Raw genomic sequence first — 18,511 nt, 5'->3', positions numbered from 1 at the left:
TTCGTCCTCCATACCTGCTCTGGGTGGGATCCGGGACGGCTCCCTGTCCGCCACCGGTGTATGGGTGCAACACCGGACGCACGGGATTTGTGCCCGATATCGGCCAGATTGTCCTCCGGCGTCCGGCAAAAGTCCATAGCCCCCCGCCGCAGCACAGCATGGGGTCGAATCCGGCCGGTTTCTGCGGAATATCACGGCACGCCCTCGCTCCTAGTAGGAAAAGGCCCCCGCTGATGGCAGAGTTTCGAATGTCAGTTATGCCATGTGGTGGAGGGTGTTATGCAGGATCTACGGCTGGTAGGCGTCCACGACGACGGCGGGCACCTGCTCTTAAGCGGCCCGGGCGGTGCGATGTTCCAGCTGCCGATCGACGAAGCTCTGAGGGCGGCAGCGAGCCGTACCCCGGCTCAGGTGGCCGCCCGCGCCTCCAACACGCCGATCGCCATGTCCCCCAGGGACATCCAGGCCAGGATCCGCAGCGGGGCAACAGCAGCCGAAGTGTCCGAGTTGTCAGGGCTCCCTCTCGCCAATGTCCAGCGTTACGAGGGACCCGTCCTCGCCGAGCGCGAGTACGTTGCCCGGCAAGCGCGTGCCATCGAAGTGGCGTCCCCCGCTCCGGGCCACGACGCCTACCGTTCGGCTTTCGGGGATGCCCCCGCCACCCTTGGTGAAATGGTGGACCACAGGCTGTCCGCCCACGGCATCGACTCATCGACGCTCGAGTGGGATTCCTGGCGCCGCCCTGATGGTTCCTGGACAGTGGTTGCCAGGTTCGAGACCGCTCCAGGCTCGCACGCCAGCATTGGTGAGGAACCTCCCGCCATGTGGACGTTCAGTCCGCAACGCAAGTCACTGCAAAACGCAAACCGTTGGGCCCAGCAGCTCAGCGAACTTGAACCACTGGATGGCCCGGTGCCTGCCCGACGGCTCGCCGCCGTCTCGGACCGCCCTTTCGATTTTGAGACCGATGCCGAAACTGCCGCCCGTGCCTCGGCGAAGGAATCGGACAGCCTCCTGGAAATGCTCCGTTCACGCCGGGGACAGCGCTTGGGCGTCGACGAAGACGGCGACGACGCGTTGGCCGTCTTGTTGAGCAACGTGCCTGCGGCCCATCCCCGACCTGGCGACGACGCTACTGATGCCCCCGAGGACGACGTTCTTTCCCAGGGCGCTTCCAGTGTCCCCGTTGCCGAGGAACCTGCACGCAAGGACGGACGACCCTCAATGCTTTCCCGGCTGAGCCTTGCCCCCCGGCACGTCGAGGCTGATGACGATGACGATTCCCTGAAGCTTCACAACGGCGTCAGCACTGACACCCGCGAAATCACGGTGGTGGCCGGCCCGGTTCGTCCTGTTACTTCACTGACCGGCCGTAAGCCGGCCGGTCTCGACGAGCTCCTGGGTGGCGGCCCGGGCAGCGAAACTCCAGCCCCTGCTGCCGGGCGCCAGCAGGAGACGTCCACGGACGAAACAGCGGCGGATGAATCCACCGAGCCCGGGGCACCGCAACCCGCCGACGCCCCTGCCGAACGCCAACCAGCACGCCCCAAGAGGTCCAGCATCCCCAGCTGGGATGAGATCGTGTTCGGAGCGCGCGGAGACTAGCGCTGGGCCTGTTGTCCGGCTCCCGGCCAGAGGCACGCATCGATGTCGAACGGCAACGGCTGATCGCCGCCCGCCATGAGGTTGGCCCCGTGGGCCGTGACCCTTCGCATGTAATGGCGTCGGCACAGAGTCTCGTAACCGACGACGCCGGCATCGGCCCGGTCTTGCGCATCGGCGTCTGAGGCGGTGGGAGCGACATCACCCACCATGACCTGTTCGCCTTCCACCACCATGATGCCGTTGAGTGTGCGCGCATTCTGGGTTGCCCGGCGGCCACACCAACAGAGTGCCTCGACCTGCAGGACCTGAACCTTGTCGGCCAACTCGATGAGCCGCTGGGATCCCGGGAACAGCCTGGTGCGGAAATCGGACGTGATTCCAAAAGCGAAAACGTCGACGTCCATCTCGTCCACTACCCGCGCCAGCTGCTCCACCTGGACCGGTGAGTAGAACTGTGCTTCGTCGCAGATGAGGTAATCCACGCGAAGTCCGCTGGTGCGGCGGATTACGACTTCGTCCCAGAAGTCCGTGTCGCCCCCCACCTCCACGGCATCGGTCTGGAGCCCCAGCCTGCTGGAAATCGTGGAATCACCTGCCCTGTCGTTGCAGCTGAACCGGACCCCACCGCGGCCCCGGGCACGGTGGTTGTGGTCCATTTGGAGGGCCAACGTCGATTTTCCGCAGTCCATGGTGCCGGAGAAGAAGACCAGCTCAGCCACGTTTGCCCTGCCTGCCCGCCGCAGGGAAGCAGAGAAGCGGCACTTCGCGTTCGGCGCGGGTCAGTGAACCGTGCTGGCCCACCACCTCAAGCGAGGCTGGTCGGGCACGGCGGGTGTCGTACAGGGCCAAGGTGTCCCTGGCGGCAATCATGAGGTCACCAATGCGCGGAGCTACCTCGGGAAGGACGTCGCCAAACAAGCCGGCTGCCACTGCCTGGTCGCGGGTGAAGACCCAGATCCGTTCGCCAAAGCGCCGGCGCCAGGCATCAACCAGCGAATCGCGGTGTGCCTCTGTGGCGTCAGGTTCCAGATAGAGGTGCACCATGCGTGGTTCCCCGGCTGTGTGCCGGACACCGGCCACCAACGAGGCATCGGCCGCGTAGTCGATCCGCTGGGATGCAGGGACGTCGAGCATGCCGTGGTCACCGGTCAACAGGATGGTGGTCCCTGCCGGCAGCGTGGCGGAAAGCCGCTTCACCGTGGAATCAAGCTCTTCGAGCTGGTGCTCCCAGCGATCGGACTGGCAGCCGTAACGGTGACCGGCTTTGTCGAGTTCATTGACGTAGAAGTACATCAAGGACCGGCCACCACCGGACATGGCTTCAGCCGCAGCAGCAGTTCTTGCGTGCAAGCTGGTCCCTCCAATGAACCGGCTTCCCCGGAGCGCAGCCTGGGTCATGGGTGAATTCCCAAACTGGGGCAGGCTGACCGTGACAACGTCCAGCTCGGCGGCCACGCGTTCAAAGACCGTGGCATTGGGCTGCCAGAGAGCGGGATCCACCTGGGGGTCCCAGTTCCCAAGGAGGTTGACCACCTTGTCCTGTCCAGGGTCCAGGACGTCGTACCCCACCATCCCGTGCTGCCCGGCGGCCAGCCCCGTGCCAAGGCTGGCAAGGGAAGCGGCCGTGGTGCTCGGAAAGGCGGAGTCAATCCACTGCGGGACGCTTCTCTGGCCCGCCGCAATGACCGAACGCAGGAACGGCGTGTGGGAAGCCTTTTGCTTGAGCAGGCTCCTTCCCAAGCCGTCGGCCAGCACGACACAGACCCGGTGGGTGGACGGCAGCTGGAGTTGGTTGCTGAAACCGGGGACCCTGAGCGCCGCCGCGGAACTCGTCAAGACTTCAGCGATCGATTTTGTCCCGTAAAGGGGTGGAGCTGGAAGGTCAGCTGCCGCGGAGTCCACCGGCGCGGGGGTCTGCGCGGTGTCCCTCAACGCTGGTGCCCACGGCTCAGGCGGCTGCTGAAGACGCCCGAACGCGGCCTGGGGGCCGGAATGCCGGAGTGCTGGACCGGGGCGGGATTTCCCGTGTTGACTGCGCGCAGCGCCCTGGCGAAGAGTTTGGCGTCCTGGACGGCCTGCAGTCCATCGGCTTCTGCACTGATACGCAGAACGATGTCTTCCTGGGCGATGGTTCCGCTGTAGCCGTGGTCAGCTTCGCACTGGGGGTCTCCGCAGCTTGCAGGGCCCATGTCCAGCCGTTGTCCGCCGGACCAGGCTATGGATACCGTCAACTCGCGCACGGGATCGGATGGTTTGTAGTTTTGCGGCTGGGAGTACATGTAACTAAGGACCACCGAACGGATCTGGGCAACAGGTACCGACTCCGTGGAGATCTGGGCAACGATCTGCTCACCGGCCTCGTCCAGTTGCTGGTCATCCACATGGGTAATCACCAGCATGTCCTCCGTGAGGACAAGCACGGTGATGTGCCGGCGGACCTCCGCGCGGTCGAAGTGCGTCTCGAGGTGGACCAAGTGCGACAAGCACTCGCGGCCATCGAGGGCATCGTCAACGACGTCGGCCACCAAACGCGGGTAGAACCCGGCCTGCTGCAGGGCCTGCTCCAGGCTTTGTCCTTGGGAACTGTGGTGGTGTCCTGCGTGGTTCCCGGTGGAGGACGGGCGGGACTGAGGCGTCGGAGACTGGGTGCTCATTCCCCCATTTTCACAGATCGCATGGTGACTTCCTAACCGCGCACCGTGCCCCTGTGGCTAACTTCGCATCGCACGGCGGGCACTGTCGGTACGCTGGGCCGCGTTGCCGATCCACACCTCGGCTCCGAGGATCGTGGCGCCTGCCGGGCCTGCAAGTACGGGGTTGAACTCAACCAATGCAATCCCAGGGTGGTCGTCCTTGAGTTTGGCGAGCCGGGCTGCGATGTCTTCAAGGGCAGCGACATCAACGGCCGGGAGCCCTTGGTAACCGAAGAGCTTCCTGGAGGCACGAGGCGATCGAATGACATCGTGAAGATCCGCGGCCGAAAGTGGCGGCACCCTGTGGGCCCAGTCATCCAGGAGGTTCACCGCGTCACCGGCCAGTCCGAACGACACGACGGGCCCCAGGAGCGGGTCCTCCATGGCACGGAAGGTACACGCCTGCCCCACGGGGGCCATGGCTTGCACTTCCAGCGACGGAGAGCCGTAGGGCTCCAGGGCCCGGCGCATCTGTGCGATGTTCTGGCGCAAGGATCCGGCGTCCTGGATGTCCAGCCGCACGCCGCCCAGGTCAAGCCGGTGTCGAAGCGCCGGGTCGGTAGTTTTCAGCACCACGGGCCAGCCCGCCTTGTCCGCGGCACTGACGGCTTCCTCATCCGTGCCGAAACCGAAGCTGGGCAGCACCTCGATACCGTAGCCGGCCAGCAGGGCCGCAGCTGCACCGGCGTCGAGCTTCCTGATCTTTTCACCCGTGACACCGGCGAGCATCGCCGCGAGTGTGTCCCTGGTGCCGTCGACGTCGCAGCCTTCAGGTTCAACGAAGAGTCCCTGGTCGCGGTCCCGCCACTGGGCGTACCGGACAATCGACGCCAACGCAGCTACAGCTGCCCCGGCATTGGAGTAACAGGGCAGCGGTGGCCTACCGTCAGCTCCTACCATTCCCTCGACGTGGACGGAGGGGTCCAGGATTCCCGTGAAGGCCGCGATGATGGGCTTTCCCGCCTCCGCAGCGCACTCGGCCAGGACGCTGGCCAAGGCCTCAACTGTCAGGCCGCGGGCCGGGAGGAGGGCAGCCACCACAGCATGGACGGAGGTGTCCGCGAGGCTCTCCAGCAGACTGGCCCTGAGCGCCGGCAGAGCGAGGGACATTCCGGCATCGAGGTCCACGTCGGTCACCAGGCGGTTGACGTCCAGGCCCAGTGGCACGGCACTGTCCGCCACCACCTTCGCCAGCGCAACCGAGTTCGAATACACGGCCAATCCCGGGCCCTGCGGCAGCGCTTGGGAGGAGGCGATCTGGGCGATGTCCATGAGTTGCTCGATGGTGTCCACGCGGATCACGCCCGCCTGCCGCATCATGGCATCCAGGGCCGCAGCGGGCGCCTGCGTGGTCCGGACCTCATGCCCGGGCGGCAGGCTGAGGCCAGTGACGTCGGATTTGGCGACGATCACCGGCTTGTTGCGCGACAGGCGGCGCGCCAGCCGCGAAAACTTGCGCGGGTTGCCAATGGACTCAAGGTAGAGGCCCACGGCGGACGTGTCGGCGTCGTCCTCCCAGTACTGCATGACGTCGTTACCCGAAACGTCAGCGCGGTTGCCTGCGGACAGGAACGAGGACAACCCCAATCGACGGCGGCTGGCGGCCGCGTACACCGCCACACCCACGGCGGCCGACTGGCTGAACAGGCCAAGGCTTCCCCGGGGCGGCATGGCGGGGGCCATGGACGCGTTCAAGGAAACGGCCGGGTGGGTGTTCAGGATCCCGAGGGATTCCGGACCGATCACGCGCATGCCGTTGGCCCGTGCCCGCCGAACCAGCTCATGCTGGCGTGCCAGGCCCCGCTCGCCGTCGTCGGCAAATCCTGCCGTGGCCACAACGATCCCCTTGACTCCTGTGGCGGCACATTCGTCCACCACCTTGGGCACTTCGTCATAGGGAACGGCGATGATGGCCAGCTGGACGGGCCCTGGAATTTCGGACAGTTTCGAAAACGAGATCATGCCGGCGAGCTCGAACGCCTCCGGATTGACTGCATAGACAGGTCCCTTGAAGCCGCCTTCAATGATGTGCTCGAGCAGTTGATAGCCGACGGTCCCCCATTTGCGGCTGGCACCGATGACAGCCACCGACGACGGCGACAACAGGTCGCGTACGCTGCGCGCCTCAGCGCGGTGCTCACGGGACTCCATGACTGCCCGCGATTTTTCCGTGGGGTCGATGTTGAACTCGACGCTCACCACGCCGTCGTCAAAGTGGCGCTTGAGGTCATACCCGGCGTCGGCGAAGACCATCAGCATCTTGCGGTTGTCCGGCAGGACCTCGGCGGTGAACCGCCGGATGCCGTTCTCCCGGGCGGCCACGGCGAGGTGCTCCAGGAGGATCGAACCGATGCCGCGCCCCTGGTGGGCGTCGGAAATGTTGAAGGCCACCTCGGCTTCGCTGGGATCATCGAGCCGGTCGTAGCGGCCTATTCCCATGATTTCGCCACCGATGGTGATCACGAACGCCACGCGGTTGATGTGGTCGACCTCGGTGAAGCGCCGCACTTCCTTGCCGGACAGTTTGGGCTTGAAGGAAAAGAACCGCATGTAGATGGACGCCTGCGACTGACCTGCGTGGAAAGCCTGCAAAGCCTCGGCGTCCTCGGGCCTGATCGGGCGGAGGTGGGCCGTTCCGCCGTCGCGCAGCACGACATCGGCCTCCCAATATTCCGGATAAATGCCGACGCCGGGCTGATCCACCATAGGCTTAGCCTAGCTAAAACATCCGCAGTACAACTCTCAAGGATCCACCGACCCCATGGCCCGCAGCCAATCTTCCGCACGCAAAGCCGAACCGCTCGGCGATTTCACCGAGAACATCGTCGATATTGACGTCACGTCCGAGATGGAAGGCTCCTTCCTGGAGTACGCCTACTCGGTGATCTACTCGCGCGCCCTTCCGGACGCGCGCGACGGCCTGAAGCCTGTCCAACGGCGAATTCTGTACATGATGTCCGACATGGGCCTGCGCCCTGACCGGGGTCACGTCAAGAGCGCCCGTGTTGTGGGCGAGGTCATGGGAAAGCTCCACCCCCACGGCGACGCGGCCATCTACGACGCCATGGTCCGCATGGCGCAGGACTTTTCGCTCCGCCTGCCGCTGATCGATGGCCACGGCAACTTCGGCTCGCTCGACGACGGCCCGGCGGCTCCGCGTTACACCGAGGCACGCCTGGCGGCTGCTGCGCTGACCATGACCGACCACCTCGATGAAGACGTGGTGGACTTCGTCCCGAACTACGACAACCAGCTCACGCAGCCCGAAGTCCTTCCTGCAGCTTTCCCCAACCTGCTGGTCAACGGCACTACCGGCATTGCCGTTGGCATGGCGACGAATATGGCTCCGCACAACCTGGTAGAAGTCATTGCGGCCGCCCGGCACCTGATCGCCAACCCCGACGCCACCCTTGATGAGATCATGCGCTTCATCCCCGGTCCGGACCTGCCCACGGGCGGCCGCATCGTGGGTCTGGACGGGATCCGGGATGCCTATGCCACCGGTCGTGGATCGTTCAAGACACGTGCCAAGGTGGAGGTGGAGCAGTTGTCCGCCCGCCGCACCGGCCTGGTGGTCACGGAACTCCCCTATATGGTGGGCCCCGAAAAGGTCATCGAGAAGATCAAGGATGCCGTCAATGCCAAGAAGCTGACAGGCATCAGCGACGTCGTGGACCTCACGGACCGCAACCACGGTCTGCGTCTGGTGATCGAGCTCAAAAACGGCTTCAATCCCAATGCCGTGCTGCAGCAGTTGTACCGCTACTCGCCCATGGAAGATTCCTTCGGGATCAACAATGTCACGCTGGTGGATGGGCAACCGCAGACGCTCGGCCTCCTGGAACTGCTCCAGGTCTATGTGGCACACCGCCTCAACGTGGTCCGCCGGCGGACAGCTTTCCGCCTCGGTAAGAAGAAGGACCGCCTCCACCTGGTGGAAGGTCTGCTGATCGCGATTGTCGACATCGACGAGGTCATCCAGATCATCCGCTCCTCGGATGAGGCAGCGGCCGCCCGCGAACGGCTCATGTCCATCTACGACCTCACCGAGATCCAGGCGAACTACATCCTGGAGCTACGGTTGCGGCAGCTGACCAAGTATTCACGGCTTGAACTGGAGAAGGAACAGGACGAACTGCGCCGGGAAATCGAGGCGCTCGAAGCCATCCTGGCCTCCGACGAATTGCTTCGCGACCTCGTGTCGGGAGAGCTGGGCGTCGTCGCCGAAAAGTACGGCACGCCACGGCGGACTGTGCTCCTGGAATCCGAGGCCGTATCCCCCACGGTTGCCGCCGCCCTGGCCGCCGCGCCAGGTCCCAAGGGGAAGGCAGCAGCCCTTCCCCTGGAGATTCCGGACGACCCCTGCTGGGCCTTGCTCAGCACCTCCGGGCAGATTGCCAGGACCTCCAACCAGGAGCCGTTGGTTGAAGCCGGTCCGCGCGTCAAGCACGATGTGTTCCGCTCCGTGGTCAAGACCACTGCCCGTGGAGAAATCGGTGCCGTGACATCGCAGGGGCGGATGCTGCGCCTGCAGGTCATGGATATGCCGGTGCTGCCGCCTGTCTCAGGGCTTCCCAACCTGGCTGGAGGCGTTCCTGCCAAGGACTTCATCACGCTTCTCAAGGGAGAAACGCTCATCGCGTTTGTCCCCTTGGACGCGGTTCTGGCCGTCGGTACGCGGCAGGGAGTGGTGAAGCGCGTTCAGCCGGACTACCCGCTGAACCGCGAGGATTGGGAGATCATCGCCCTGAAGGACAAGGACTCGGTTCTCGCCGTGGAGCCCGCCCAGGAGGACGACGTCGATCTCGTCTTCGTGACCAGGCAAGCCCAGTTGCTGCGGTTCAGTGCCTCCAACGTCCGCCCGCAGGGACGCACGGCCGGCGGTATGGCCGGTATCAAGCTTGCCGCCGGTGACGAGGTGATCCACTTCGGTGCCGTGCGCACCAACGATTCCGCCGCCGTCGTGGTGACCATCGCCGGCACCACGGGTGCGCTGCCGGGCACGGCCCCTGGTACCGCGAAGGTGACAGCTTTCGAGGAGTATCCGGCAAAGGGCCGCGCCACCGGTGGCGTCCGCGTCCACCGTTTCCTTAAGGGCGAAGACACTCTGCTTCTGGCGTGGGCCGGGCATGGACCGGCCAAGGCGTCGTCCGCGGCAGGGGTGGCACGCGCCCTCCCCCACGAGCACGGAAGGCGCGATGGCTCCGGCGTCCCGTTGTCACAGCCGGTTGAAGCCATTGGTCCGAGCATGACGTGGGCTGACGCCTCAGAATAGTGCCCGCACCGGGCATGGCAGAGGCCGGAGGTTCCAGACGACCTCCAGCCTCTGCCTCGCAGCGGCCGCGAGGCCGCCAGCCGGGCTAGCCGTTCTGGTTGATGCTCAGTATGTTTCCTTCGCTGTCGAGGAACCACGCTGCGGCACTGCCGTCGGGCATGGTCGCCACGCCGTCTTCGGTCTTCAGTCCGGGGAAGTCGTAGTCCTCGAACGTGACTCCTTTGCCGCGCAACTCCTCCACCGTGGCCCTGACGTCACTGACGGTCCAGCCCATTTGGGTGTTCTTCGCCGTCCCCGCATTCGGCGTCTGATACACGAAGAATCCGGTCCCGTCGCCGCACCTGTATTGGAGGTTGTCGTCGGCGTCCGGATTTTCGGGTTCCAGTCCGAGCTTCTCGCTGTAGTAAGCGCGGGCCCGGGCTATGTCCTGTGCCGGGAGAACGGCACCAACCTGCTGATCCTTGAGCATTGTTTTCTCTTTCCGGCTCTCCCCCCGGAACGAACTTTACTCCTGGCCGGTATGGGAAGAAATCGCAATAGGGCAGCATATTTCCTGACCTGTAACGGGCTGTGGCCGGGATGAGCTTAGACTGGCCGCATGCCGATCATCCCTGATGAAAAGGACTGGACCTGGGTCCTCTCCGAGCCCTGCCCCGAATGTGGTTTCGACCCCTCAACGGTGACTCCTGCAACGGTGCCAGGCACCGTCCTGAACATGCTTCCGCGGTGGCGGGCCGTCCTGCGGCGGGAAGACGCAGCCGTGCGCCCGAACGACCATACGTGGTCGCCCCTGGAATACGCGTGCCACGTCCGCGACGTCTTCAGCCTTTTCGACCAGCGCCTGAACCTGATGCTCGCAGAGGACGACGCCCGTTTCGCCAACTGGGACCAGGACCAGGCCGCGATCGACGGTGAATACGATTCCGCTGATCCCCGTGCCGTGGCTGATGAACTCGAGGCGGAAGGCACCGTGATCGCCGAGTCCTTTGCGCGCGTCGTGGAGGACGACTGGCAGCGCACCGGGACCCGGAGCAACGGTTCAGCTTTTACTGTGCTGACGTTCTCCCAGTACTTCCTGCACGACGTTGTCCATCACCTTCACGACGTGGATGGGTAGTCGTCAGAGCATCTTTTCCCACGTCATGCTGCGGTTCACCGGGGCATAGCCCATGCCCAGGTACAGTTGCAGCGCTCCCGTGGGATTCGCAGAGTCAACGTCCAGGGACGCTATGTCCATCCCTGCCAGGGCGTAGCGGCGCATGGCGTCCGCGAGCAAAGCCTGGGCGATGCCACGGCCCCGGTAGGAGCGTCGGACGCCAAGGAGCTCGGTGTAGCCTTCCTTGAAGCCGCGCTCCACGGCGGACTGGGGATCATGGCTGGTCAGTTGATACCCGGCCACGGCACCCGTGGAACTGTCGATCACTACGGCGCTGAGGTCGTGCCGCCCTGTGGGTTCCTCGATGGTGAAGCGCCACGATTCCTCGTCGCGTGGTTCACTCCCCCAGTGGTCCCGGAAGGCATCGTTGTGGGCCAGGCGCACTTCCTCGAAGAGGGAGGAATCCAGGGTCCGGAGTTCCAGCCCGGCGGGCAACGGCGCATCCGGGATCCGGCCAGCCAACGGTCTGTGCATTTCGTTGAACCATCGCACGGCACCATAACCGTGCCCCATCAGGAGTTTCGCCTGGTGCTCGTGCTTCTCTTCGGTTTGGACCCGGAGCCGGGGCGGGGTTACAGGATGGCCGTCGGCCGCGTCCGCCTCGAAGCGGCTGCGCGTTTGCTCTTCCTGCCAGAGAAGGACCGCCGAGCCAATGCCACGTTGCTGCCATTCGGGGTCAACACACGCCATCCCGGTTGCTTTGTCGCCGCCGGGGTTCTTGGCGATGCGGCCGTAGGCACGCGGCACGCCCTTGGCGTCCATGCCCAGCAGGGTGTTCGCTTCGGGTGGATTCTTGCCGGACTCCAGGATGTGGACGAGGTCGCCGCGTTTTTCATACCAGACCGGTTGTTCGACGGCGGCCGTCCTGGCGATCAGTCCGGCCCAACCGTCCAGGTCCGCCATGCTGGCAGGGCGCCACTGGAGGCCGGTGACCTCCGGGTCGGGCATGGCATGGCTTGCATCTTTGAAAGGCATGCCCTCAGGTTACTGAGCAGTAGGCCCTCCCACCAGTTCCGCCGCGCCCGGCCTACGCACCGGTTCCTGCGGCGGACAGCTCAAGCCGCGCATCCGAGGGGTCTATGTCATCAGGGTTGTGGGTCACCAGGACCACGGTGACGTCCTTCAGACCCTTGCGAAGCACAGCCATCATTTCCCGCGCAGAGCCTGCGTCCAAATGTGCTGTTGGTTCGTCCAGCAACAGGACGGAGGCGCCCGTCAGCAGTGTCCTGGCCATGGCGAGACGCTGCCGCTCGCCACCACTGAGGAAGGAACCACCCGGCCCGATGCGCGCATCCAGGCCCCCCGGCAGGGCCGCCACTACGGCATCAAGCCCGACGGCGGCCAGCGCCTTGTACATGTCCGCTTCGCCGGGCTTTTCGGCCGCTGGCCGGCCAAGAAGGAGATTGCCCCGCACTGTGGAGTCGAAGAGGTGCGCTTCCTGCGGGCACCACGCGGCAGTACCGCTCAGCTTTGCCGTTCCTTCCGTGAGGGGAAGGAAGCCCAGCAGGACCGAGAGCAGTGTGGATTTGCCGGCCCCGGACGGTCCCGTGACGGCCAACCAGCGGCCCGGTGCGGCCACGGCGTTGAGTCCGGAGATGACGGTGGGCCCTCCTGGCCACGCTGCAGCCGCACCGCGCAACTCGAGTCCCTCCTTGCCGGGCCGGTCAGGCAAAGGCAGCGGACCGTCGTCGTGGTTTTCCCGGCCCCGGGGACCGTCCGTTGAGTCCAAAGCGCCGGAGGAGGCCACCTTTCCCAGGACGGCCGCGAGCGCCGGTGCCTGACGCGTCGCGGAGACGATGCCCGCGAAGGGTTCCACCAGGGCCAGCAGCATCAGGACAATGACAGCGGCGAGCTCCGGAGCCACCGTACCCTCGAGCACGGAGGGAGCGCTGAGAGCGCCTGCCCAGAGTGCCGACAAAGAACACGCGAGGACGATCACTGCCTGGCCCAGACCCTCGGCCCATGCGGCGCGCTTGGCCGACACGGTGGCGGCCCGGTCTTTGCCCTCCAGTGATCCGATCACAGGTTCGCTGACGTTGTTTGCACTCAGTTCAGCCCTCGCATCCAGTGCCGCAGCAACTCCCCGGAGCACCACCGAACGCAGCTGTCGTTCGGCCTGTGCGGCGTTCCGGTCAGCCAGGACAGCCAGGACAGGAGCAACCACCAGTCCCACCACGGCGGCGATCACCACGGCGGGCAACGCGGCAGGCACGACGATGGCGGTCGCTGCGATGGCCGCGCCGCCAACTCCTACCGCAGTAAGGGGTGGCAGGGCCACCCTGGGCAGGAGGTCGCGGAGTGTATCGACATCGTCCACGATCGATCCCAAAACGTTTCCGCCCTGCAGCAGGCGCCGCAGCGACAACGCCCGCTGGCTCAGGGTTGACCAGAGCGATCCGCGAAGCCGTGTCATGGCCGCGAACACGGCGTCGTGGGTCAGGAGACGTTCGCAATACCGCAGCACGGCCCGTCCGATGCCGAAGAACCTGACGCCAACGATGGCGCCCAGCAGGTAGAGGATGGGTGGTTGCTGACTGGCCCTGATGATGAGCCAGCCGGACAGGCCGGACAGGGCGACAGCGAACAGTGCGGCCAGCACCGCCACGACGCCGGCGGCTGCGAACTTCCAGCGGACAGGTTTGAGGATGGCCGCCAGGAGGCGAACGCTGCCGGCACGCGACCGGTCCGTGACGTTGAACGGCCCGGCGCTGCCGAGGGCCTCAGCCGGTTCCCGCGCGGTGCCCGTTCCGGTGCCCGTTGCGGTCCAGGCGACCGGCTGCGCGGCGGCCGCGGCGGCTGTCCCGACAGGTGTTGCCTTGTGTCCGATGGCTACAAGGTGGTCAGCGAGCGCACGGGTGGCGGAGTCGTGGGCCACCAGGATGACGGTGGCCGTGCCGCGAAGCGATTCGATGGCGCGACGGACGGCGGCGGCCGAGTCGTCGTCCAGGTGAGCGGTGGGCTCATCGAGGAGCAGCAGCGTTGCGCCTGCCTCGACGCGGGCCAGACCGCGGGCCAAGGCCACACGGCGCAGTTCGCCCGGGCTCAGTTCAGCCGGGTGCTTCGCTGCCAGGTGTCCGGCGGATGCCCTGCTGAGGATCTTGGCCACCGCTTCGGCGGTGTTGCCTTCGAACCCGTCAAGGTAAAGCTCGATCTCCTTCTGCACGTTGTCGGCTGCCATGACGGGATGCTGCGGAACCCATGCCACGGCTGCAGGAGCCACCCCCGCCACGGTACCTGTGACGCGGGCTCCCGGCCCGTTGCCGATGAGTCCCGCCAGCACTCCCAGGACGGTGCTCTTTCCGGCGCCGCTGTCGCCGTCGAGGGCTGTGATGCTCCCCTGCGGGGCAGTGAAGTCGAGGGGTCCGACGGCGGCAGCGGTCCTGCCGCGGTACGTCACCGACAAGTCGCTGACGACGACGTCGGCGGGCTCCGTACGGCGCGTCGCGTCCGTGACGCGTCGGTGCCGGGGAGCTTCCAGTACGGCGTTGGTTGTTTCGAGGGCTGCCCGGCCGTCGTCGCTGGCGTGATGCGCGGTGCCGAGCTCCCGCAGTGGCAGGTAGCAGTCAGGGGCGAGGATCAAGGCCAGGAGGCCCGCTTCCAGGGCCATGTCCCCTGCTACGAGCCGGACACCGATGAATACTGCAACCACGGCTACCGAGATGGTGGCGATGAGTTCAAGGGCAAGCGCGGAGAGAAAAGCAGTACGGAGCGTACCCATGGTCCTGCTGCGGTACTGCTCGGAGATGTCTTCCAATGCGGCGCGTTGCTCGCTGGCGCGGCCGAGCCCCACCAATACGGGCAGCCCCTTGGCCAGTTCCAGGATGTGGCCGGAGAGTTTCCGCAGGGTGGTTTGCGCATCCCGGACGCGGTCTTCGGTGTGTCGTCCGATCAACACCATGAACAGGGGCACCAACGGCACAGTCAGGACGATGACCACGGCGCTTACCCAGTCGGCGAAGAGGATCCGCGCTCCGATCAATAAGGGAACCGTGGCGCAATTGACCAAAGCGGGAAGGTACTGGGTGTAGTAGTCGTCCAGCGCATCCAGCCCGCGCGTCGCCAGTATCGCCAGGCCGCCGTCGTTCATTCCTTCAACAGGGGCCGAACCGCCGTCGCCCAGGGACCGCCTGAGCAGCCGCACGCGTAGTTCCTCTTTGACACCCAGAGCGGCGTGACGTGCCGCAATTCCTTGTCCCCACACGGTCAGTGACCGCAGCACGGCCCCGGCCGCACCCCACAGCAGGTCACTGTTCCAGTCACCGGAACCCGCTGCGAGACCGGCGAGCATTGTGGCCACAGCCTGCGCCATCAAGACAAGGGACAGCGCTTTGAGCGCGGACATCAGCCCCAGGACGTAGAGCGCCGAGCGGGTGGCCTGTCCGGAAGGAAACACCGGTTTCATGAGGCGGCTATTTTCCCGGTTGCGCAGGGTTGGAGGAGGCGCCTTCCTTGGAAACGAGTACTTTTGCCGCGATGGCGGGGAGGAAGCCGTGTGCCTCAGGAATGTGTGCCGCGCTGACACGCCGCCGGAAGACCCAGTAGGTCCAGGCCTGGTAGGCGATCACCAACGGCAGCCCCACGGCAGCCACAATGCTCATCAGGCCCAGCGTGTAGTCCGAGGAAGAAGCCGTGGAGATGGTCAGGTTGAAGGCGGGATCGATCGTGGAGGGAATAACCACCGGGAATGCCGCTCCGAAGATTGAGGCAGTGGCGCAGACAATGAATGCACCCAGGGCTCCAAAGGCCCGTCCCTCGGAGCCTGCGCGGGCCAGTGCCCAGGCCAGGACCACTGCGATGACGGCGGCAGCTACCAGAGCCCACGTCCATGGCTTGCCGCTGAGGAACTGGACTGCCACCATCCACCCGAACATCGGCAGAACCGCGACCGGGACCAACCGCACAAACCAGCGGCGGGCACGGTGCCGCACCTCGCCGTCGGTCTTGAGGGCAAGGAATGCCAGGGCGTGCACCAGGGCGAAGGCCACCACTCCGAAGCCACCCAGAAGCGCGTAGCCGCTGAACCAGGACATCGGGCCGCCCTCCCGGTCTCCGTTGGCGTTCAGGGGCAGGCCCGTGGTGGTGAGCGCAAGTGCTGCACCGATGCCGAAAGCGGCAACGAAGGAGCCGACGGCGATGGCCCAGTCCCAGCGGTTGCGCCAGCGTTCGGAATCGACCTTGCCCCGGTATTCGAAGGCAACGGCCCGGAAAATCAAGGCAACCAGGACTGCCAGGAGCGGCAGGTAGAGGGCGGAGAACAGAGACGCGTACCAGAGCGGGAAGGCGGCGAAGGTAGCGCCGGCTGCGGTCAGCAACCACACCTCGTTTCCGTCCCAGACCGGACCGATGGTGTTCAGCAGTACCCGGCGGTCGGTGTTGTTTCGTGCGAACAGCTTCATGAGCATGCCCACGCCGAGGTCAAAGCCCTCAAGGAAGAGGTAGCCGGTCCACAGGACGGCGATGGCCACGAACCAAATGGTTGGCAACAGTTCCATTGTCAGTTTCCCCTGCTCCTAGTAAGCGAATGCCAGGACGTCGTCGCCGGACTTGTCCGGAGTGTCGTTGTCTTTGCCATCCCCGTTCGGGGACCCGTCCTTGTCTTTGCCATGCCCCAGTTCCGGCATCGCGGAAGCAACGCCACCGCGGACATATTTGACCAGCAGCTTCACTTCCACCACCAGCAGCACCGCGTAGATTGCCGTAAGCACTACCAGCGAAGTCAGGATCTCCCCTGCGCTGACCCCTGGGGACACCGCAGCGGCGGTGAACATGAAGACCTGGTCGATGCCGTTCATATCCGGATTAGGAGCAACGACGAACGGCTGCCGGCCCATTTCGGTGAAGATCCAGCCTGCGGCGTTGGCGCCAAAGGGCGCCAGGATTCCGAAGACCGCAATCCGCATGAGCCACTTGGACTCCGGGACTACGCCCTTACGCGTTACCCAGAGGGCCAGCAGCGCGGCGAGGGCTGCGACGCCGCCGAATCCGATCATCATGCGGAAGCCCCAGTAGGTCACTTCCATGACGGGAACGTATTGGATTTCCTGTCCGGCACGGTCGCCGTAGAGCGGGTTGTCCGGCAGATTGGTGCCGTACTTCTCTTTGTACTCGCCGAGCAGGCTGTTGACTCCCTTGACCTCGGTGGTGAAGTCTCCCTTGGCCAGGAAGGAGAGGATGCCCGGCACTTCGATGACGGCCACGACATCTTCACAGTTGGAAGAGCCCACGTTTCCGACGCTCAGTATCGAGAACCCTGTTCCATCGTGGCAGGCCGCTTCCGCTGCAGCCATCTTCATGGGCTGCTGTTCGAACATGAGCTTGCCTTGGAGGTCGCCGGTGAAGGCCGTTCCTGCGAAGGAAATCATGGCCACGACGGCGCCGATGCGCAGGGACTTCATCCAGACTGTGTAGTCGGCTTTGTCCCGCCCGGGGATCTGCGGCGCATCACCGGGAATGATCCGGCCGTCCTTGCCCACGGTGTCGATCCCATCGTGGCGCCGACGCCACAGGTGGTACCAGGCGATTCCCAGGAGGAAGGCTCCGGCGACGGCCAGCGCACCAAACAGGGTGTGGGGCACCGCTACCAGGGCAGTGTTGTTGGTGAAGACGGCCCAGGCGTCGGTCATGACGGGGCGTCCGTCCACCATTTCAACTCCCACGGGGTGCTGCATCCAGGAGTTGGCCACAATGATGAAGTAGGCAGAGAAGACCGAGCCGATGACCGCGATCCACAGGCAGGCGAGGTGGACGCCGCGCTTCAGTTGCTTCCAGCCAAAGATCCAAAGCCCAAGGAACGTGGACTCCACGAAGAATGCCAGCAGCGCTTCGAGAGCGAGGGGCGCCCCGAACACGTCACCGACGAAGCGGCTGTACTCACTCCAGGCCATGCCGAACTGGAATTCCTGGACGATGCCGGTGGCCACGCCCATGATGAAGTTGATCAGGAAGAGCTTTCCCCAGAACTTGGTCATGCGCAGGTACTCGGGCTTGCCCGTGCGGTACCACATGGTCTGGATGATGGCCACGACCAAACCCAGCCCAATGGTGAGGGGCACCATCATGAAGTGGTAAACGGTAGTGATACCGAATTGCCAGCGTGCGATTTCCAAGGCGTCCATGGCTGTCCTTTGTGCGGTGGACCGAAGTACGATGACGTTAGTTCTACATGGCGTAGAAAACTTCTCTTCTACACAGTGTAGAACAAATGCCGGGCAACGAAACCCATTCTTCAAGTGGCATCGGCCACGCGCAAGAGGCCACCGGGCGTGGCGGCGCGCCGACAGTTCTACCTCACGTAGAATCAGCGTAGGAAAAGCGGTAGATTTATTGTGGAATGTTGGATCATCGCTCCCCGCGGCAGTAACCCTGCAGCAGGAAGCGGAAGGTAGGGAAGTAACGATGGCAAGTCTTGGGGAACTGGAACGGGCAGTGATGGATCTGCTCTGGGCAGGCCAGGAAGCTGCAACCGCCAATACGCTGCGCGATCTTCTGGCGCAGGACTCGGAGGCCGGCGACGGCACCGCAGGCCATCAAGGCAAAGACCTGGCAGTAACCACCGTCCTGACCGTGCTGTCACGCCTGGAAAAGAAGGGTCTGGTGGAACGCGAGCGGGGAACACGCCCGCACCGTTACCAGGCAGTCTCCAGCCGCGCCGACCACACTGCGGAACTGATGCACGAAGTCCTGGGCTCCGCTCCGGACCGTGAGGCTGTCCTTGCCCGCTTCATCGGCTCCGTCACCGAAAGTGAAGCCGCTACCCTGCGCAAACTGCTCGGCTACAATTAG

The 18,511-nt window shown here is 64.9% G+C and carries 13 protein-coding genes; 4 read left to right on the top strand and 9 right to left on the bottom strand.

The annotated features are described in order from the left end of the window. Positions 1 to 279: 279 nt before the first annotated feature. On the top strand, positions 280 to 1,605 hold the full coding sequence (gene sepH / locus PV760_RS10440; protein ID WP_018778689.1) for a septation protein SepH: 1,326 nt from the start codon (positions 280 to 282) through the stop codon (positions 1,603 to 1,605). Here sepH and PV760_RS10435 read toward each other — a convergent pair. Genes PV760_RS10435 through PV760_RS10420 form a run of 4 tightly spaced genes read right to left on the bottom strand, consistent with a single transcriptional unit; the run spans position 1,602 to position 7,004 of the window. Further along, positions 1,602 to 2,324: a thymidine kinase gene (locus tag PV760_RS10435; protein ID WP_018778690.1), complete on the bottom strand. Its 723-nt coding sequence runs from the start codon at positions 2,322 to 2,324 to the stop codon at positions 1,602 to 1,604. The genes sepH and PV760_RS10435 overlap by 4 nt on opposite strands. Next, positions 2,317 to 3,537, bottom strand: coding sequence for an alkaline phosphatase family protein (locus PV760_RS10430; protein ID WP_354627687.1), 1,221 nt, complete (start codon positions 3,535 to 3,537; stop codon positions 2,317 to 2,319). Before PV760_RS10430 ends, PV760_RS10435 begins: the two co-directional genes overlap by 8 nt. Further along, a complete protein-coding gene (locus tag PV760_RS10425; RefSeq protein WP_018778692.1) occupies positions 3,534 to 4,259 on the bottom strand; it encodes a DUF5998 family protein in 726 nt (241 codons plus the stop codon). Before PV760_RS10425 ends, PV760_RS10430 begins: the two co-directional genes overlap by 4 nt. 57 nt (positions 4,260 to 4,316) lie before the next feature. Further along, entirely contained in the window at positions 4,317 to 7,004 is a 2,688-nt protein-coding gene (locus tag PV760_RS10420; protein ID WP_193590417.1) for a bifunctional acetate--CoA ligase family protein/GNAT family N-acetyltransferase, read from the bottom strand. Positions 7,005 to 7,059: 55 nt separating this feature from the next. On the opposite strand from PV760_RS10420, the gene PV760_RS10415 reads away from it, so the two are divergent. Then, entirely contained in the window at positions 7,060 to 9,573 is a 2,514-nt protein-coding gene (locus PV760_RS10415; protein ID WP_018778694.1) for a DNA gyrase/topoisomerase IV subunit A, read from the top strand. Between the two features lie 85 nt (positions 9,574 to 9,658). Here the strand turns inward: PV760_RS10415 and PV760_RS10410 are convergent, their stop codons facing one another. After that, entirely contained in the window at positions 9,659 to 10,042 is a 384-nt protein-coding gene (locus PV760_RS10410; RefSeq protein WP_018778695.1) for a VOC family protein, read from the bottom strand. 129 nt (positions 10,043 to 10,171) lie between these two features. On the opposite strand from PV760_RS10410, the gene PV760_RS10405 reads away from it, so the two are divergent. Further along, positions 10,172 to 10,690, top strand: coding sequence for a DinB family protein (locus PV760_RS10405; protein WP_018778696.1), 519 nt, complete (start codon positions 10,172 to 10,174; stop codon positions 10,688 to 10,690). 3 nt (positions 10,691 to 10,693) lie between these two features. Here PV760_RS10405 and PV760_RS10400 read toward each other — a convergent pair whose 3' ends face one another. From PV760_RS10400 to PV760_RS10385, 4 genes are read right to left on the bottom strand one after another with little or no spacing between them, the layout of a single operon-like run. Beyond that, positions 10,694 to 11,704 carry a GNAT family N-acetyltransferase gene (locus tag PV760_RS10400; RefSeq protein ID WP_354627686.1) on the bottom strand — a complete coding sequence of 337 codons (1,011 nt, stop codon included), beginning with the start codon at positions 11,702 to 11,704 and terminating at the stop codon, positions 10,694 to 10,696. Positions 11,705 to 11,756: 52 nt separating this feature from the next. Beyond that, on the bottom strand, positions 11,757 to 15,131 hold the full coding sequence (gene cydD, locus PV760_RS10395) for a thiol reductant ABC exporter subunit CydD (protein WP_354627685.1): 3,375 nt from the start codon (positions 15,129 to 15,131) through the stop codon (positions 11,757 to 11,759). 7 nt (positions 15,132 to 15,138) lie between these two features. Further along, positions 15,139 to 16,221, bottom strand: coding sequence for a cytochrome d ubiquinol oxidase subunit II (gene cydB / locus PV760_RS10390; RefSeq protein WP_079581350.1), 1,083 nt, complete (start codon positions 16,219 to 16,221; stop codon positions 15,139 to 15,141). Between the two features lie 18 nt (positions 16,222 to 16,239). Next, complete coding sequence (locus PV760_RS10385) at positions 16,240 to 17,844, bottom strand: cytochrome ubiquinol oxidase subunit I (protein WP_018778700.1); 1,605 nt, start codon at positions 17,842 to 17,844, stop codon at positions 16,240 to 16,242. Positions 17,845 to 18,124: 280 nt separating this feature from the next. Here PV760_RS10385 and PV760_RS10380 point away from each other — a divergent pair, with 280 nt between their 5' ends. Then, complete coding sequence (locus tag PV760_RS10380; protein WP_011774471.1) at positions 18,125 to 18,511, top strand: BlaI/MecI/CopY family transcriptional regulator; 387 nt, start codon at positions 18,125 to 18,127, stop codon at positions 18,509 to 18,511.

The organism is Paenarthrobacter sp. CC6, from assembly GCF_040560085.1.
Lineage (GTDB): Bacteria > Actinomycetota > Actinomycetes > Actinomycetales > Micrococcaceae > Arthrobacter > Arthrobacter nicotinovorans.
This window is presented reverse-complemented; position numbering and strand designations above follow the sequence as displayed.

Coding starts and splice junctions, on each gene's coding strand:
- PV760_RS10405 (WP_018778696.1), top strand. CDS start 10,172: ATGCCGATCATCCCTGATGAAAAGGACTGGACCTGGGTCCTCTCCGAG.
- cydD (WP_354627685.1), bottom strand. CDS start 15,131: ATGAAACCGGTGTTTCCTTCCGGACAGGCCACCCGCTCGGCGCTCTAC.
- PV760_RS10420 (WP_193590417.1), bottom strand. CDS start 7,004: ATGGTGGATCAGCCCGGCGTCGGCATTTATCCGGAATATTGGGAGGCC.
- PV760_RS10415 (WP_018778694.1), top strand. CDS start 7,060: ATGGCCCGCAGCCAATCTTCCGCACGCAAAGCCGAACCGCTCGGCGAT.
- PV760_RS10410 (WP_018778695.1), bottom strand. CDS start 10,042: ATGCTCAAGGATCAGCAGGTTGGTGCCGTTCTCCCGGCACAGGACATA.
- PV760_RS10400 (WP_354627686.1), bottom strand. CDS start 11,704: ATGCCTTTCAAAGATGCAAGCCATGCCATGCCCGACCCGGAGGTCACC.
- cydB (WP_079581350.1), bottom strand. CDS start 16,221: ATGGAACTGTTGCCAACCATTTGGTTCGTGGCCATCGCCGTCCTGTGG.
- PV760_RS10380 (WP_011774471.1), top strand. CDS start 18,125: ATGGCAAGTCTTGGGGAACTGGAACGGGCAGTGATGGATCTGCTCTGG.
- PV760_RS10385 (WP_018778700.1), bottom strand. CDS start 17,844: ATGGACGCCTTGGAAATCGCACGCTGGCAATTCGGTATCACTACCGTT.
- PV760_RS10425 (WP_018778692.1), bottom strand. CDS start 4,259: ATGAGCACCCAGTCTCCGACGCCTCAGTCCCGCCCGTCCTCCACCGGG.
- sepH (WP_018778689.1), top strand. CDS start 280: ATGCAGGATCTACGGCTGGTAGGCGTCCACGACGACGGCGGGCACCTG.